14 protein-coding genes are annotated in these 16,823 nt (G+C 73.5%); 5 read left to right on the plus strand and 9 right to left on the minus strand.

The window, feature by feature from the left end; all coding sequences use genetic code 11:
- The 5 genes from ACWDD9_RS36910 to ACWDD9_RS36930 all read right to left on the minus strand — a co-directional run.
- Positions 1 to 512, minus strand: a 512-nt coding sequence (locus tag ACWDD9_RS36910; RefSeq protein ID WP_449814025.1) for a trehalase-like domain-containing protein, incomplete at its 3' end; no start/stop codon positions are given.
- Positions 513 to 602: 90 nt separating this feature from the next.
- A complete protein-coding gene (locus tag ACWDD9_RS36915) occupies positions 603 to 1,499 on the minus strand; it encodes a carbohydrate ABC transporter permease (protein ID WP_079272266.1) in 897 nt (298 codons plus the stop codon).
- Positions 1,486 to 2,592 carry a carbohydrate ABC transporter permease gene (locus ACWDD9_RS36920; protein ID WP_449813997.1) on the minus strand — a complete coding sequence of 369 codons (1,107 nt, stop codon included), beginning with the start codon at positions 2,590 to 2,592 and terminating at the stop codon, positions 1,486 to 1,488. Before ACWDD9_RS36920 ends, ACWDD9_RS36915 begins: the two co-directional genes overlap by 14 nt.
- Complete coding sequence (locus ACWDD9_RS36925; protein WP_049650543.1) at positions 2,582 to 3,835, minus strand: extracellular solute-binding protein; 1,254 nt, start codon at positions 3,833 to 3,835, stop codon at positions 2,582 to 2,584. The genes ACWDD9_RS36920 and ACWDD9_RS36925 overlap by 11 nt, the downstream gene beginning before the upstream one ends.
- A gap of 57 nt (positions 3,836 to 3,892) precedes the next feature.
- Positions 3,893 to 4,885 (minus strand): LacI family DNA-binding transcriptional regulator, encoded by a 993-nt coding sequence (locus tag ACWDD9_RS36930; RefSeq protein ID WP_310593080.1) that lies wholly within the window; start codon positions 4,883 to 4,885, stop codon positions 3,893 to 3,895.
- A gap of 218 nt (positions 4,886 to 5,103) precedes the next feature.
- Here ACWDD9_RS36930 and ACWDD9_RS36935 point away from each other — a divergent pair, with 218 nt between their 5' ends.
- Positions 5,104 to 7,164: an amylo-alpha-1,6-glucosidase gene (locus tag ACWDD9_RS36935; RefSeq protein ID WP_449813998.1), complete on the plus strand. Its 2,061-nt coding sequence runs from the start codon at positions 5,104 to 5,106 to the stop codon at positions 7,162 to 7,164.
- A gap of 101 nt (positions 7,165 to 7,265) precedes the next feature.
- On the opposite strand, the gene ACWDD9_RS36940 is transcribed toward ACWDD9_RS36935, so the two are convergent.
- Positions 7,266 to 7,835, minus strand: coding sequence for a PH domain-containing protein (locus ACWDD9_RS36940; protein ID WP_375877672.1), 570 nt, complete (start codon positions 7,833 to 7,835; stop codon positions 7,266 to 7,268).
- 74 nt (positions 7,836 to 7,909) lie between these two features.
- Complete coding sequence (locus ACWDD9_RS36945; protein ID WP_449813999.1) at positions 7,910 to 9,157, minus strand: GNAT family N-acetyltransferase; 1,248 nt, start codon at positions 9,155 to 9,157, stop codon at positions 7,910 to 7,912.
- Positions 9,158 to 9,389: 232 nt separating this feature from the next.
- Between ACWDD9_RS36945 and ACWDD9_RS36950 the strand changes: the two genes are divergently transcribed.
- Positions 9,390 to 10,706 carry a hypothetical protein gene (locus ACWDD9_RS36950; protein ID WP_449814000.1) on the plus strand — a complete coding sequence of 439 codons (1,317 nt, stop codon included), beginning with the start codon at positions 9,390 to 9,392 and terminating at the stop codon, positions 10,704 to 10,706.
- Here the strand turns inward: ACWDD9_RS36950 and ACWDD9_RS36955 are convergent.
- Positions 10,688 to 11,386 (minus strand): hypothetical protein, encoded by a 699-nt coding sequence (locus ACWDD9_RS36955; protein WP_380745469.1) that lies wholly within the window; start codon positions 11,384 to 11,386, stop codon positions 10,688 to 10,690. The genes ACWDD9_RS36950 and ACWDD9_RS36955 overlap by 19 nt on opposite strands.
- Before the next feature lie 237 nt (positions 11,387 to 11,623).
- Between ACWDD9_RS36955 and sph the strand changes: the two genes are divergently transcribed.
- The gene (gene sph, locus ACWDD9_RS36960) at positions 11,624 to 12,601 is read left to right on the plus strand and encodes a sphingomyelin phosphodiesterase (RefSeq protein WP_449814001.1); all 978 of its coding nucleotides are present in this window, start codon (positions 11,624 to 11,626) and stop codon (positions 12,599 to 12,601) included.
- A 152-nt stretch (positions 12,602 to 12,753) separates the two neighbouring features.
- Positions 12,754 to 13,587, plus strand: a complete 834-nt coding sequence (locus ACWDD9_RS36965; RefSeq protein ID WP_449814002.1) for a thioesterase family protein — start codon at positions 12,754 to 12,756, stop codon at positions 13,585 to 13,587.
- A 49-nt stretch (positions 13,588 to 13,636) separates the two neighbouring features.
- On the opposite strand, the gene ACWDD9_RS36970 is transcribed toward ACWDD9_RS36965, so the two are convergent.
- Positions 13,637 to 14,962: a radical SAM protein gene (locus tag ACWDD9_RS36970; RefSeq protein ID WP_049651571.1), complete on the minus strand. Its 1,326-nt coding sequence runs from the start codon at positions 14,960 to 14,962 to the stop codon at positions 13,637 to 13,639.
- 545 nt (positions 14,963 to 15,507) lie between these two features.
- On the opposite strand from ACWDD9_RS36970, the gene ACWDD9_RS36975 reads away from it, so the two are divergent.
- Positions 15,508 to 16,806: a family 2 encapsulin nanocompartment cargo protein terpene cyclase gene (locus ACWDD9_RS36975; protein WP_449814003.1), complete on the plus strand. Its 1,299-nt coding sequence runs from the start codon at positions 15,508 to 15,510 to the stop codon at positions 16,804 to 16,806.
- The last annotated feature ends 17 nt before the right edge of the window (positions 16,807 to 16,823 follow it).

The raw sequence follows: 16,823 nt of genomic DNA on the forward strand, positions 1-16,823 counted from the left end.
CCGGCGGTGACGGTGAAGTCGGCGTAGGTGGTGAGGTCGCGGCCGTAGGTCTCGGCCCTGCCGTCCAGCCAGACCGAGTCGGGGCCGGCCACGGCCACCGTGCGCGACTGCCCACCCTCCTCGACGCGGTGCACCCAGGGGACCACCCGGCCGTAGGAGAAGCGCATCCGCAGTGCGGAGCGCATCCGCACGGTGCCGGAGACACCCTCGACGATCCGGATCACCTGGGGGACGGCGTCCTTGCCGGCCAGCGGGCGCGGCGGCATGAAGTCCACCACCCGCACGGTGCCGCCCTGGGTGTCCCACTCCTGCTCCAGGATCAGCGAGTCGCCCCGGTAGCGGCGGCGGTCGGCGGGCACGGCCGGGGCGGCGGTGTCGCCGCCCGGGCCGAGCCGCCAGAAGCCGTGCTCGTCGGTCCCCAGCAGGCCGGCGAAGACCGCCGGGGAGTCGAAGCGGGGCAGGCAGAGCCAGTCGACGGAGCCGTCCCGGCCGACCAAGGCGGCGGTCTGCATGTCGCCGATCAGCGCGTAGTCCTCGATGCGGGCGGGCACGGGCGTTCTCCAGAGTGGTGCGGAAGGGATGGGAGAGGGGAAGAGCGGGGGCTAGCCCTTGGACGAGCCCGAGTTGGCGTCGCGCACGAAGTGCCGCTGGAAGCAGAAGAACAGCAGCGCCACCGGGAGGGTGGAGACGAGCGCCGCCGCCAGTTTGAGCGGGTACTGGGTGCCGGAGCCGAGGCCGCCGGCGACGAAGTGGGCGAGTCCGGTGGTCAGGGTGTCGTGGTCGCTGGACTGGGTGGAGACCAGGAAGTGGGTGAACTCGTTCCAGGAGCCCTGGAAGGAGAGCACGGTGAGGGTGATCAGGGAGGGCCGGGACATCGGCAGCACGACCGACCAGAAGATCCGGAAGGTCCCGGCGCCGTCGATCCGCGCCGCCTCCTCGATCTCGCGCGGCACCGACTCGAAGAACTGCTTCATGATGAAGATCCCGGCGGCGTCGACCAGCAGGGGCAGGACCATCCCGCTGTAGGTGTCGAACATGCCGAAGCTCTTCAGCACCAGGAACTTGGGGATCAGCAGCACCACGCCCGGCACCGCCATCACGGCGAGCACGAAGCCGAAGAGCAGCCGCCGGCCGGGGAACCTGATCCGGGCCAGCGCGTAGCCCGCCATCGAGTCGAACAGCACCCGGCCGGCCGTGACCAGGACGGTCACCACCACGCTGTTGCCCAGCCAGCGCAGGAACGGGACGTTCTCCACGCCGTCCGCCAGCCCGAGCAGCCGCCGGTAGGAGGCGAGGGTGCCGCCGTCCGGGAGCAGCGACATCGGGTGGGCGGCCGCGTCCGGGTCGGTCTTGAAGCTGTTCACCAGCTGCAGCAGGAACGGCAGCAGGTAGATCAGCGCGAAGCCGGCCAGGGCCGCGTAGCCGAGGAGGCGCAGCGGTCGGGGGAAGCGGCCGAGGACCGGCCGGTCCTCGGCCCGCGGGGCGTCAGTGCGCGGCACGTCGGGCTCCCTTCCGCCCCGGCTTGCCGTCCCGTTCCCGCAGCACCCACCGCTGGACGGCGGTGAGCAGCAGGATCAGGCCGAGCAGGACGAACGCGATGGCGGCGCCCTGCCCGTAGTCGGCGTTGTCGAAGCCGGAGGAGTAGGACAGGTAGGCGGGGGTGAGGGTGGTGTTGCCGGGGGCGCCCTTGCCCATCACGTAGACCTGGTCGAAGACCTGCCAGGTGGAGATCAGGCCGAGGGTCAGGACGAGGAACAGGACGGGCCGCAGCGCGGGCAGGGTGACGTGGCGCAGCAGTTGGCGGCGGTTGACGCCGTCCAGGGCGGCGGCCTCCTCCAGTTCGCGCGGGATGTCCTGGAGGGCGGCGAGGAAGATCAGCATGAACGTGCCGGAGGTGGTCCAGACCGCCATCAGGATCAGGGTGGACATCGCGACCGAGGGCCCGGCGAACCACTCGGACCAGGAGAGTCCGAGCGGCCCGCCGGCGGTCGGCGCCGGCTGGTCGACGCCGAACCAGCCGAGGACCAGCCAGACCAGTCCGCGCGGGTCGGCGAACCAGTTCGGCCCCTGGACGCCGAGCCAGCCGAGCATCCGGTTGACGGCGCCGCTGCCCTGGAAGAGGAAGAGGAAGACCGTCGAGACGGCGATCGAGCTGGTGACGGACGGGAAGTAGAACACCGTGCGCAGGGCGCCCCGGCCGCGCAGCATCCGCTGGTTGACGGCGATGGCGAGGAAGAGCGCCAGCCCCGTCTGGAGCGGCACGGTCAGCACCACGTAGTACAGGGTGTTGCGCAGCGAGGTGGCGAACAGGGTGCGGTCCAGGCCGTCCTGGGTGAACAGCCGCCGGTAGTTGTCCAGGCCGACGAAGTCCGCGCTGCCGCTGAAGGGGTTGGACTGGCCGTCCCAGTGCAGCAGGCTGACCCACAGGGCCATCGCGATGGGCAGGACCATGAAGAGCCCGAGGACGAGGACCATGGGGCCGGTGAACAGCCAGCCCCACGCTCCCTCGCGCAGGCCGCGCCCGGCCTTCGTCCCGGCGGAGCGGGCCGTACGGGCGGTGCGGTCGGTACGGGCGGCGCTCTTACTTGGCATTCTTGAGCGCCTGCTCGCCGTTGCGCTGGAGGCTGCCCAGGACGGCCGCCGGGTCGCCGGTCTTCAGCGACTGGAGGTCGGTGTTGAACTGGGTGAGCACCTGGTTGAACCCGGCGATGGTGACCGGCGGCTGGGAGGTGGCGACGCCGTCGACCCAGGCCTTGGACTCCGGGTACTGCTGGGCGTAGGTGGCCAGTGCGCTGGTGCGCGAGGGCATCACGCCGAAGGCCTTGGAGAACTCCAGCTGCTGGTCGGCGCTGGTCAGGTGCTTGACCAGGTCGACGCCGGCGGCCTGGTGGGTGCTCTTGGCGGCGATGCCCCAGCAGTTGCTGAAGGCGAGGGTGCCGGGGCCGGCCGGGCCGGCGGGCAGCGGGAGCACCTTGTACGGGACGTTCGGGAAGTCCTTGGCCATCGCCCCCTTCAGCCAGTTGCCCTCGATGGTCATCGCGGCCTTGCCCTTGCCGAGCGCCTCGCCGCCCCAGCCGGCGTCCACCTCGGCGACGTACTTGGCGGAGCCGGCCTTCATCATGGACTGGAGGTACTCCAGCGCCTGCTTGTTGGCCGGGCTGTCGGCGGTCATCGTCTTCTGCTCGGGGTCGGTGATCCAGCCGCCGGCCTCCTTCAGCAGGGCGCCGACCCGCTGGTAGTCGGGGGCGGTGACGAGGCCGGTGACGCCGTCCTTGGTGAGCTTGGCGGCGTCGTCGGACAGCTGCTGCCAGGTGGTGGGGTAGTCGGCCTCGGTCAGGCCGGCCTGCTTCCAGAGGTCGGTGTTGATCGCCAGGCCCAGGGTGGAGCTGTCCTTGGGCAGGCAGGTGAGCTTGCCGTCGTTGCTGAAGGCCTTGCGCAGCTGCTCGGAGAAGTCCGCGGCGTCGGGTATCTGGTCGCCGTAGGCGTAGAGCGAGCCGCCCTTGGCGTAGTTCGCGAACTGGTCGGAGTTGACGTAGAAGAGGTCCGGCGGGGTGCCGCCGGCGAGGGCCTGGCCGAGCTGCTGGTTGATGTTGCTGGCGATCTGCACCGTGACGGTGTTGCCGGTCTGCTGTGCCCAGGCGGCGGTGGCCGCCTTGACCGCGGCGGTCTCGGCCTCGCCGGAGGTGGCGATCAGCACCGTCAGGTCCTGCTTGCCGCCGGAGGACTGCTTGGCCGTCGAGTCGCCGAAGCCGCCGGAGGAGGAGCAGCCGGTGACGGCGCCGAGGGCGACGGCCGCGCAGACGGCGGCCGCGGCGAGGGTGCGGGAGGTGGCCATGCGTGATCTCCTTGCGAGGGTGGGGGGATGGGTCGGAGACGGCTCGGGGGAGCGGTGTCACACGCTTTCGCGGAGCACCAGTTCCGGTTCCAGCAGGACGTGTTCGGTCGGCCGTTGCCGGTCGCCGAGCCGGTCGAGCAGGAGCCGCATGCACTCGCGGCCGACCGCGTCGAGCGGCTGGGCGAGGCTGGACAGCGAGGGGAAGAGCAGGGGGGCGATCGGCGAGTCGTCGAAGCCGATGACGGCCGCCTCCGGGCCGGGGGTGCGGCCGTCGTGCCGCAGCGCCTGGTACCAGCCGAGGGCCAGGGTGTCGCTGGCGGCCACGACCGCGGTCGCGCCGGCCGCGAGCAGCCGCTCGGCGGCCTCGGTGGCGCGCTCCGGGTCGTCCGGGCTCTCGGCCCGGCGGCCCCGGGTGGGCAGGCCCAGTTCGCGCATCGTGCTCTGCCAGCCGCGGGCGCGGTCGTCGCCGACGCCGGAGCCCTTGGGCCAGCCGAGGAAGCCGATCCTGCGGTGGCCGAGCCCGGCCAGGTGCCGGACGGCGGCCGAGGTCCCGGCGGCGCCGTCCACGTCGACCCAGTCGCCGACGTCCCGGCCGCTCCAGGTGCGGCCGAAGGCGACGTACGGGACGCCCTGTTCGTGCAGCCAGCCCTGGCGGCGGTCGCCGCGGTCGGTGCCGCTGAGCACGAAGCCGTCCGCGCCGTGCTCGTCCAGCAGCTGCCGGTAGCTGGTGAGCTCGTCGTCCCCGGGGGCGACGGCGAACAGCACCACCCGGTAGCCGGCCCGGTCGGCGGCCTCGGAGAGCGAGTGCAGGAACCGGTCCAGGACGGGGGTCGCGACGCCGGTGCTGCTGGAGCGGATGCCGTAGCCGATCAGCCGGCTGGCCCTGGTTTTCAGGGCCTGCGCGGCCCGGTGCGGCCGGTAGCCGAGCTCGTCGATGGCGCGCCGGACCCGCTCCAGCGTCTGCGGGCGCAGCAGCTCGGGCGAGTTGATCGCGTTGGAGACCGTCTGGCGGCCCACGCCGGCCCGGGCGGCGACCATTTCGAGGGTCACGGCGGACCCTGTCCTGGGCCGGGGCGATGAGTGTGCATGCATGACGGCGATCCTAGGTTCTGTCTCCATCGACATGAATGTTGGAGCGTTCCAATCCGGGGTTCCATCATCCCCACCAGGGGGGTTAATGTCTTGGAACGCTCCAACGGCAGAAAGGTTGCGCCCGGGTGGAAGCAACTGTCAAGCCCCCAGCAGAGGATGAAGAGACCATGTCAGCGATGGAAGCGATTGACCTGCAGCCGTTCCTGCACGACGCCCGGCTCTCCGTGGCCGCCCCGAGCTTCTGCGCCTCCCGCCCCGACGGCCGGTTCGCCGGGGGAGCGGACGGCTTCTTCCACGGGGACCGCCGGATCCTCTCCCGCCTGGAGGCCACCGTCCCCGGCGTCCCCAACGCCCCCGTCGCCACCGCCGAGGGCCCGGACGGCAGCACCACCTTCGTCACCGTGCTGCGCGGTCTCGCCGAGCGGACCGCCGACCCCGCCACCACCCTGGAACGCCGCCGCGAACTGGCCCCCGGACGCCTCACCGAGCGCTACACCGTCCACAACGGCGGCGACCTCACCGCCCGGCTGCGCCTGGACCTGCGCGCCGAGAGCGACTTCGCCGCGATGGACACCGTCAAGGCCGGCCGCGCCGACACCCCGCTGACCCCCGGCGCCGACGGCGACGACGCACTGCGCTGGAGCCGGGGCCCGCTCACCGCCGTCCTCGCCCTCAACCCGGCCCCCGACCACCTCGACCCCGCCACCGGCACCGCCGGCTACGACATCGAACTCGCCCCCGGCCAGTCCTGGCACGCCGTCCTGGAGTGCACCGCCGAACACGCCGAGGGCGACCTCTTCCCCGCCCCGCCCGCCGACGCCGCCCCCTGGCGCGCCCCCGAGGTCACCGGCCGCGAACACGACCTCGGCCACTGGCTCGCCCGCTCCCACCAGGACCTGCGCGGCCTGCTGCTCACCGACCCGCTGAGCCCCGCCGACACCTTCCTCGGCGCCGGCGCGCCCTGGTTCCTCACCCTGTTCGGCCGCGACTCGCTCTGGGCGGCCCGGATGCTCCTCCCGCTCGGCACCGAACTCGCCGCCGGCACCCTGCGCACCCTGGCCCGGCGCCAGGGCCGCGCCGTCGACCCGGCCACCGAGGAGCAGCCCGGCAAGATCCTGCACGAGGTCCGCCGCGCCGAGCAGCACCTCGACACCGGCGCCCACCTGCCGCCCTGCTACTTCGGCACCGCCGACGCCACCCCGCTCTGGCTCGTCCTGCTGCACGACGCCTGGCGCTGGGGCCTGCCCGCCGACCAGGTCGAGGACCTCCTCCCGCACGCCGAGGCCGCCCTCGACTGGCTGGAGCGGTACGCCGACGCGGATGGCGACGGCTTCCTGGAGTACGTGGACAGCACCGGCAGCGGCCTGTCCAACCAGGGCTGGAAGGACTCCTCCGACAGCATCCGCTTCCGCGACGGCCGGATCGCCGACGCCCCGATCGCGCTCAGCGAGGTCCAGGCCTACGCCCACGAGGCGGCGGTCAAGGCGGCCGACCTGCTGGAGGCCTTCGGCCGCCCCGGCGCCGAGCACTGGCGGCAGTGGGCCGAGCGGCTGCGGGAACGCTTCCGCGACGCCTTCTGGACCGAGGACGGAAACGGCCGCTACCCGGTGGTCGCCCTCGACGGCGACAAGCGCCGGGTCGACTCGATCGCCTCCAACATGGGCCACCTGCTCGGCACCGGCCTGCTCGACGCCGAGGAGAGCGCCCTGGTCGCCGCCCGGCTCACCGCCCCGGGCATGGACAGCGGCTACGGGCTGCGCACCCTGGACGCCGCCGCGGCCGGCTTCAACCCGCTCGGCTACCACACCGGTTCGGTCTGGCCGCACGACAGCGCCATCGCCGTCCACGGCCTCGCCAAGGCCGGACTGCACGAGGCCGCCGAGCCGCTGGCCGCCGGACTGGTGCGCGCCGCCGCGGGCTTCGACCACCGGCTGCCCGAACTCTTCGGCGGCCACCCGCGCGAGCGCTACGCCCGTCCCGTCCCGTACCCGGCGTCCTGCCGCCCGCAGGCCTGGGCCGCCGCCTCCGCCGTGACGGTCCTCCAGTCGCTGCTCGGCCTGGAGGCCGACGCACCGGGCCGCCGGCTGACGGTCCGGGCGCGGGTGCCCGCCGGGTACGAGTCGCTGCGGATCGACGGGCTGACGGTGGCCGGACTGCCGATCGAGGTGACCACCGACCACACCGGCGCGGTCCGGCTGCGGGCGCCCGAGGGCTTCACGGTCACCGTGGTCGACTGACCGGCGGCACCGCGGTGCGCCGACGGCGCTTCGGTCGCGCGGAACACAGGTCGGCTCCGGCTCCCACCCGGGAACCGGAGCCGAACCGGGAGTTCCGGTGGTTATCGCAGGACGTCGACGAGGATGACGGCGCCGAGGACGACGGAGGCCAGGAGCCCGACCTTCACCGGCGTCAGCCGGTCCCGCACCTGGGCGCCCGGCCGGACACGCTCGCCCGGCTCGGTGCTGAGCTCCCACCAGTTGACGACCCGGCGGAAGTCCGTGTCGAAGTCCGCCGACGGGTAGAAGGTGCTGCTCTGGAGGGCCGGAAGCGAGCGGCGCCGGCCGTCGACGGTGTGGATCCGGGCCGCGCGCGTGCCCTCGCTCATGCCGAAGCCCTTGGTCTCCCGCACGTCGATCCAGGCGATCTGCTGCCAGGAGTAGGTGCGGCCACGGCCGAGCCCCCAGCAGAGGGTGATCCCGTCGGCGCCGACCCGGCTCCAGCACCGCATGGTGGCGTAGCGGCTCGGGACGGCGATCACCAGGGTCCCGGCGACGATCAGGAGCGTCGGGACGAGGCCGAGCCTCTTGTAGCCGATGACCAGTTGGGCCGCGAGGATGACCGCGAGCAGGCCGAAGTCGGACCAGGACGGGCGGAACTTGTCTTTCCCCCGGAAGATCAGTTCGTTCACAGGGCGCACCCTACGCCCCGGTCGCCGGGCCCCGACAGGGCGGGGTCCCGTGACGGGGCCCGGCGGACGGGACGTCACGGCAGGTAGTACGTCAGCAGATCGGACGTCAGCGGCGGGAACAGCGCCCGGTGCAGCTCCTCGTCCCCACGCCCGTACACGTCCGGCCGGATGCGGCTCAACCCCTCCAGCCCGTACGGCCCGAAGAGCAGCGCCGCCAGCGCGTCCGGCGCCACGCCCACGCCGCCGCCCGGGCCCGTGCCCTGCATCGTGCCGCCCGTGACCACCGCGCCCGGCTCCTGCTCGCCGAGCGGGATCCGGTAGTGCGCGCGGTAGGTGGAGAGCAGCAGTTCGCCGTCGGCGCGGTCCAGGCCGGCGGCGGCGAGGCGTTGGCGGAACAGGGGGCGCAGCCGGTCGAGCAGCACGGCCGGATCGGGGATGCGGACGTAGTACTGCTCCGCCTCGGGGCGCGGGGTGTCGTCCAGCAGCCCGTGCCAGACGGTGGCCGGCAGGGTGCCGGGCCGGTGCACCACCTGGAGCCGTGCCTCGGGCGCCAACGCCGCCACGCCGGCCAGCAGTTCGCGGGCCGCCCGCTCGTCCGCGGCGGCCGCCTCGACCAGGTGGAACTCGCCGTCGTCCACCGGGGTGGTGCGGCCCACCGCCACCACCTCGCCCGCGCGCTCGACCACCCGCAGCGTGCTCGCCTCGTGCGCCAGCAGCCAGCGCCAGCGGGCGGGGGCGTGGCCCATCGCGAGGTCGAAGCCGCGCTGCGCCTGCTGCTGGAGCGCGGCCAGCGCGGGCAGGTCCGCCGCTCGGGCGGTGCGCAGCGCGGGGGCGTCCCCGGCGCCGGTGCTGGGCGGGGCGGTGAGCAGCGGCCGCGAGACCGGGATGTCGATCGCGTACTCGTAGCCGAACAGCCGGTAGAAGTACGGGATTCCGATCATCACCTGGACCACGTGCCCGCGCGCGGCGGAGCGTGCGTGCGCCCACCGCAGCAGGGCCCGGACCAGGCCGCGGCCCTCGTACTCCCCGTCGGTGGCGACCATGTCGACCTGCCCGGCGGGCAGTCGGACACCGCCGAGGCGCAGCTCCTCGTCCAGCAGGGTGGCGGTGGAGACGACCCGGTCGCCGTCGACCACCACGGCGCTGGCCGACCGGCCGGCGTCCGGGTCCTCGACCACCAGGCGGTGGTCGAGCGCGTCCCCCGGGTCGCCGCGCTCCGTGAGCAGCGCGCCGATCCGCTCCTCGTCCTCCGGCCGGGACTCGCGCAGGAGCAGGCCGCCGGGCAGGGCCGTCGGCAGGGCAAAGGGTTCGTCAACGGTCATTCCCGGACCCTCGCACCGGTGGCCGCGCGCGGCCAAGGGGTTTTTGCCGAACCGGCAAGGAAGAGCGGGAACACGCCCGATGTGGAGGGGAGTTGGCGAGATCGTACCCGTCTCGGGGGTGGTCGGGTTGACGGTGGCCACGACCGGAGGGTTGGCTTCCCCCTGGGGGACGGGGGAGTGCGGGGGAATCCACGCGGGGGAATCCACGAGGAATCCAAGGGGAGGGGAGCCCATGAAGACGACGACGCTCCGGGTGGTCTGTGTCCTGGCGGCCGCGCTGCTGGCGGGCACCGCGGCACCGGCGGCCCACGCGGGGCCCGAGCCCGCGGCCACGCTCACGCTCACGTCCGGATCCGCGTCCGCGAGCGGTGACCCGGTCCGGGTGAACGTGAGCCCCGACGGCGCGCCCGCCGACGACTGGTCCGAGCCGCTCGGGCTGAGCGCCGACGGCCGCTACGCCCTGTTCACCTCGCTGGCCTCGAACCTGGTGCCCGGGGACACCAACCGCCTCTACGACGTCTTCGTCCGCGACCTGTGGACGCGGCACACCGAGCGGGTCAGCCTCGCCGACGACGGCACCCAGCTGGACGGCTCCACCAGCCAGGCGGCGATCAGCGCCGACGGCCGGTACGTCGCCTTCAGCAGCGACGCCGCCAACGCCGTCCCCGGGAACGGCAGCGGCCGCACCGACGTCTACGTCCGCGACCGCCTGACCGGCCGCACCGAGCTGGTCACCGCCGGCACCGGCGCCGGAAACTCCGTCAGCCCCGCGATCAGCGCCGACGGCCGCTTCGTCGCCTACTCCTCGGACCGCGCCGACCTCGCCCCCGGGGCGGGGGCCGGCACCGCCAACGTCTACCTGACGGACCGCCGGACCGGCGGTACCCGGCTGGTCAGCACCGGGCAGGGCGGCGCCCCCGCCGACGGCGGCTCGGTGGAGCCCTCGCTCAGCGCGGACGGCCGGACCGTCGCGTTCCGGTCGAAGGCGGCCAACCTGCTGCCGGCCGCCGCGACCGGCCCGACCGCCCGGCCCGCCCAGCCCGCCGTGAAGCCGCCGCCCGCCCGCCAGCTCTTCCCGCTCTACGTCTACGACACCCGCACCGGCCGGATCGAGGGCGCGAGCGTCGACGCGAGCGGCACCCTGCGCGACGCCGTGCGGCAGAGCCGGCTGAGCCCCGACGGCCGGTTCGCGCTGTTCCGGGTGTTCGAGCCCGGCCAGGGCGCCACCCGCGTCCCGCTCCTCGCCCGCGACCTGCGCACCGGGGCGGTCACCGAGGTGGCCCCCGCCGGCACCCAGCCGGGCGTCATGACGGCGGACGACCGCTGGGTCCACTTCGTCTCGGACGACGCCGGCCTGGTGCCCGGCGACACCAACGGCGCCCCGGACCTCTTCCGGCGGGACCTGCGGACCGGCCTGGTCGAGCGGGTCGCCGAGGGCGTCGGCCCGTCCTTCGCGCCCGCCGTGGACGCGTTCGGCACCACCCTGCTGTTCGGCGCCCTGAACGGCACCGGCTCCGACGTCCTGGTGCGCTACCTGCCGCCCCGCTGACCGGCCGCGGCGCCCGGATCCCGCAGGGTGCGGCGCGCCGCGACCAGGGTGAGCAGGCCCCACAGGACGGCCAGCGCCGCGGTGACGTAGACGCCGCCGCGGCGGAACGGGAGGTCCTCGTCCAGGGAGACCGGCGGGGCCCAGCCCGCCGGGTCGACCAGGACGTTCTCGGTGTCGCCGACGGCGTACGCCGAGCAGCCGAAGCCGCCGACCCGGGCGTGCGGCAGCGGCCGGCCGTCGGCGCGGCGCAGGTCGCAGGTCCAGCTGACGGTGCCGTTCCTGTCCTTGGCGCTGTGGGCCGCGGTGACCACCACCGCGGTCTCCACCCCGCGGTCGGTGAGGATCTGCGCCCGGATGCTCCCCGCCGGCAGCGCCAGCAGCAGCACGCCGAACAGGACGGCCGGCCAGATGACCAGGCCGCGGGGCCGGACGAAGCCGAGCCCGATGACGCCCGCCGAGAGCACCACGAACGCCAGGATGCCGCAGGGGAGTTCGTAGTCCGGGTTGCTGCCGAGCACGGCCAGGCCGACCATCAGCACCGGGGTGAGCACCCCGACCAGCCAGGCCGTCCGGCGGACCGCCTTCGGTGACAGCTGCGGCTCCGGGCGCCTGCGGACCCGCTTCGGCGGCCGGACCACCCCCTCCGCGAGCGGCCTCTTCTGCTTCTTCCTGCGGGCCATGCCTTCCCCCGTCCGTTCTTCCGTGGTGCTGGGGACAGTCTGACCGCCGCTCCCGGCACGCGGTACGGAGGGGCGGGGCGGTGACCGCCCGTCAGGCCTCGACGCGGGTGTTACCGACGAGTTCATCACATGCTCGCCCGCTGTCTTGCGGGCCGTGCGGGGAGCCGAGTTGGATACACAACATCCCTTGACTCGACGGGTCCACGACAACACCCGCGATGCCCTCCTGGAGGCCCGATGCCCCTGTCGTCCGTCCGCCGCACCCTCGCCGCCGGTGCCGCCGCCACCGTCCTCGCCGTGCTCGGCGCCGCCCCGGCCTCGGCCGAGACCGCCCCGACGACCGCGCCCCCGCTCGACGTGCTGACCTACAACACCTTCCTGATGAGCACCTCGCTCTACCCCAACTGGGGCCAGCAGTACCGGGCGCAGGCCATCGCCTCGGCGGACTTCTTCCAGGGCCACGACGTGGTCGTGCTGGAGGAGGCCTTCGACAACGCGGCCTCCGACGCGCTCACCGCCAAGGCCTCGGCCGCCTACCCGTACCACACGCCGGTGGTCGGCCGCTCCACCAGCGGCTGGGACGCCACCTCCGGCAGCTACAGCTCCACCACCCCCGAGGACGGCGGCGTCACCCTGCTCAGCAAGTGGCCGATCCTGCGCAAGGAGCAGCACGTCTTCAAGGACGCCTGCGGCTCGGACTGGTTCTCCAACAAGGGCTTCGCGTACGCGGTGCTGGACGTCAACGGCCGCCGCACCCACGTGGTCGGCACCCACCTCCAGTCCACCGACTCCGGCTGCGCGAGCGGCCAGGCCGCGGACATCCGGGCCAAGCAGCTCACCGCGATGCGCGCCTTCCTGGACGCCAAGCGGATCCCGGCCGACGAGCCGGTCCTGGTCGCGGGCGACCTCAACATCGACTCGCACGGCTCCGAGTACCAGGCGCTGCTGAGCAACGGCAACCTCGCCCCGGCCTCCGCCCGCACCGGCTGGCCGAACTCCTTCGACACCGTCGACAACTCCATCGCCGCCTACCGCTACCCGGGCGAGCCCAAGGAGGACCTCGACTACGTCCTCTACCGGGCCGACCACGCCCGCCCGCAGCAGTACGTCAACGAGGTGGTCCGGGTGCACAGCGCGCCCTGGACGGTCAGCAGTTGGGGCAAGAGCTACACCTACACCGACCTCTCCGACCACTACCCGCTCGCCGCGCACTGACCGGCCGGATCCCCCGGGGGTGTGGGATGCGTCACCCGTGACGCCGCGCGGGCGGTTCGGCCCCTTACGATCCTGAACGCCGAGGTCGGGCGCCGTCGTACCCCGGCGGCGCCCGCCCGGCAGCCAGCGATCCGGCCCGAGGAGAAGCGCACGTGACCACCCCCAACGCCGCGCCCGACAGCTACTACCAGCGCACCGGCGACCACACCTACAAGCCCACCGTGCAGGCGCAGGGCGCCTGGCACCCCGACGAGCAGCACTTCAGCCCGCTCGGCGGCCTGATCGTGCACGCCATCGACCGGTACCGGGCCGACCAGCGAAGGGCCGACCAGCAGGGGGCCGGCCGCCCCGCCGACGGCCTGGCGCTGGCCCGGATCAGCTACGACATACTCGGCCTGATCGCCCTCGACGAGTGCGAGATCAGGGTGGAGACCGTCCGCCCCGGCCGCACCATCGAGCTGGTCGAGGCCACCGTGACGATCGGCGGGCGCGCCGTGGTCCGGGCCCGCGCCTGGTTCCTCGCCGAGCTGGACACCACCGCCGTCGCCGGCACCCACGACGAGCCGCTGCCCGCGCCCGAGGAGTTCGAGCCCTGGACGATGCGCGGGGTCTGGGGCGGCGGCTACATCGCCTCGATCGACGTCCGCCGCCGGGAGAGCGCCCCGGGCCGCGCCGCCGCCTGGCTCTCCACCCCGGTCGAGCTGGTCGCCGGGGAGCCCAGCGGCCCGCACGCCTCCTTCGTCATGCTGGTGGACACCGCCAACGGCATCGCCGTGCGGCAGAGCCCCACCGAGTGGATGTTCCCCAACACCGACCTGACGATCCACTTCCACCGCCGCCCCGAGGGCGGCTGGACCGGCCTGGACACCAGCGTCAGCTTCGGCCCGGCCGGGCACGGCGTCACCAGCACCGTGCTGCACGACGTCCGCGGGCCGCTGGGCCGGGCCGAGCAGATCCTCACCGTCCGCCCGCAGCACGCGGGCTGACGGCGCCCGGTGGTGCGGGCGTCGCGGCCCGCACCACCGGGGCGGGTCCTCAGCCGGTCAGCGAGTCCATGAAGGAGCTCACCGAGAACACCGCCTTGCCGGGGCCCGCCGGGCCGTACCCGGGCGGGGAGGAGAGGCCGAACTCCTCCAGGGTGCCCCGGTAGGTCTGCAGCAGCCGGATGTGGTACTCCAGCGGCGCGCCCTGCGGGTTGGCCTTGCCGAGCGGGGTGGTGGGCTCGGGGCACCAGGTGGTGAAGCGCGGCACCACGCCGCGGGACATGAAGAAGCGCAGGCCCTCCTCGGTGGAGGCGATCGCCTCGTCCACCGTGGTGAAGCCGAAGGGCTCGGCCATCTCCACGCCCGCGACGAAGTTGGGGATCACGTTCTCCGGGCCGAACACCTCGGTGGAGTCGAGGATCCGGCGGTGCCACTCGTCCCGGCCGACGTAACGCTCCTTGCCGGGGCAGTAGAGCTCGAACAGCCGCTTGTCCCACACCTCGAAGTTGGGGTGGTAGATCCGCACGCCGTAGTCGTGGAAGCGCTGGACGTCCTCGCGCGGCAGCGCCTGGGCCACCACCTTGCCGATCCAGCGGCCGGGGAAGCGCTCCTCGATGGCCTTGGCGTACTGCCCGTAGAAGTCGGCCTCGTCCCGGCCGCCGACGTGCGAGGTGATCGCCCCGCCGGTGAGGGTGTACGCCTGGGAGGCCCGGGCGGTGTCGTGCCGGTCGATGATCGCCAGCGCCTCCAGCACCTCCTCGACCGGCTTGACCCCGGTGTACGGGCGGCCGGCCGCCTTGTGCTGGCGCCAGTTGTGGTTGATGTCGCAGTACTGGCACTCCTCCTTGGCGCCGAAGTACTGGCAGACCCGGAACACCGTGAGGTAGATCAGGTAGCCCCACTGGATGGTCGGGGCGACCTCCATCACCGACTTCCCGTTGGCCAGCGTGTGCCGGTAGTAGTCCGGCATCGGCGGCAGGCCGACGTCGGCGATCCGCGCACCGTCCAGGTAGAGGCCGAGCGTGCCGTCGTCCCCGGCGCCGACCCGGTACGGCGAGTCCGGGTTCACCCGCACCGACACCACCGTGCGGCGCAGCCCGTACGGCCCGCCGGTCAGCACGACCTCCTCCGGCGGCCGGTTGAGCGCGGCCGCGCCCAGCTCGGGCAGCGTGCGGTGGTCGAAGGAGAAGATGAAGTACGACTTCGGCTTGACCTCGCCGCCCCCGTCGGCGCCCGCGCTGCCGCTCAGCGCGGACTCGTCGAAGGCCATGCCGCCGCGCAGCAGGTCCTCCTTGATCACCGCCTCCCGGGGCACGTCGGGATAGCGCTCCATGAGCTGCTCCACGAGTGCGGTGCGGCTGCGGGCCTGGCTCTCCATGCGCTGGTCTTCCTTCCTGGCCCCGCCTCCTCGACGGCGCCGTGCCCATTCTGTCCCGCCTTACGCGCCCGGCCGCGCACCGGGCCCGGCCCGGGACGATCGACCGGCCCCCGGCGGGCGGCCGTGGGTGATTTCGTTTCGCGTTCGAACAGCCCGCGCCACGAGCGGGACGACGCGGCCGGCGGGAGCGGGACACGCGCGAGTGGCGGCAAGTTGACGCGCGGACGGGCGGCTCGGCGGGCGGGTTCGTGACAGGAGTGCCCAGGTGCGGGGCGGGGTGATGCACGACGGGGGCGCGCCCAAACACCCGCATGGGGAACGTTCACCCTATCGGGTGATGAAGATCGTCTGGTGCGATGCGGAACGCGCCTTCGCGCCTACGGTGGTGAACCGAGCGAGACGGGGCCGGAGACCGGAGATCCCGTTCGAGGCGGGTGGGATGACGACCCGTCATATTGTGCGACCCCCTTCAGAGGAGGCTCCATGCCCCTGTGCGCCAGGCCGGACACACCATCCGGGCCCGTCACCGCCCCGGTGGTGGGCCCATGAGCTCCCCCGCGATCGAACGGATCCTGCGCGGGCCCAGCGGACTGGGCACCTCCGGGCTGCAGTTCAGGCCGCAGGCCCCGGCGGACGAGGCCTCGGCGCCCCAGGCTCCGACGCCCGAGGTCCCGGTCGAGGTGGTCCCGGCGCCCGAGGCGACCGCGACCGTGACCGAGACCACGACGGTGACCGAGACCGCGGCGGCGACGCCCGGGTTCCGGGTGCCGTCCGCCCACGTCCTGCCCGTCCCGACCGCCGCGACCCCGGCCCCGGCCGCCGCCGGCTCGGCCGCCGAGGCGCCGAGCGGCGGCAAGCCCCGGAGCGGCGACCCGATCCCCGGCCTCTACCACCACCCGGTCGCCGAGCCCGACCCGGTGCGGGTGGAGGCGCTGAGCGCGAAGCTCAAGGCCTGGGCGATGGAGGAGATCGAGCTCTACCCGCCGGAGTGGGAGAAGGACTTCAACGGCTTCTCCACCGGGCGCTACATGGTGGCCTGCCACCCGGACGCGCCGAGCGTCGACCACCTGATGCTCGCGGCCCGCCTGATGGTGGCCGAGAACGCGGTGGACGACTGCTACTGCGAGGACCTCGGCGGTTCGCCGATCGGCCTGGGCAGCCGCCTGCTGCTCGCGCACACCGCGCTGGACCCGCTGCACACCACGTCGGAGTACCACCCGGGCTGGGAGGCCTCGCTGGGCTCGGACGCGCCCCGGCGCGCCTACCACTCGGCGATGGAGTACTTCACCCGGGCCGCCACGCCCTCCCAGTCGGACCGGTTCCGGCACGACATGGCGCGGCTGCACCTCGGGTACCTGGCCGAGGCCTCCTGGGACCAGGCGGACCACGTCCCGGAGGTGTGGGAGTACCTGGCCATGCGCCAGTTCAACAACTTCCGCCCCTGCCCGACGATCACGGACACCGTCGGCGGCTACGAGCTGCCCGCCGAGCTGCACGCGCTGCCCGCCATGCAGCGGGTGATCGCACTGGCCGGCAACGCCACCACCATCGTCAACGACCTGTACTCGTACATGAAGGAGCTGGCCAGCCCCGGACTGCACCTGAACCTGCCGGTGGTGATCTCCGAGCGTGAGGGCGTCTCCCGCAAGGAGGGCTACCTGAAGGCGGTCGAGGTCCACAACGAGCTGATGCTGGCCTTCGAGGCCGAGGCGGCCGCCCTGGCCGTGTCCTGCCCGGTGCCGACACTCGTACGGTTCCTGCGCGGTGTGTCCGCGTGGGTCGACGGCAACCACTACTGGCACCAGACCAACACCTACCGCTACACCCTGCCCGACTTCTGGTGACACCGGCCCCTCCGGGG

This window comes from Kitasatospora sp. NPDC001119 (assembly GCF_053598475.1).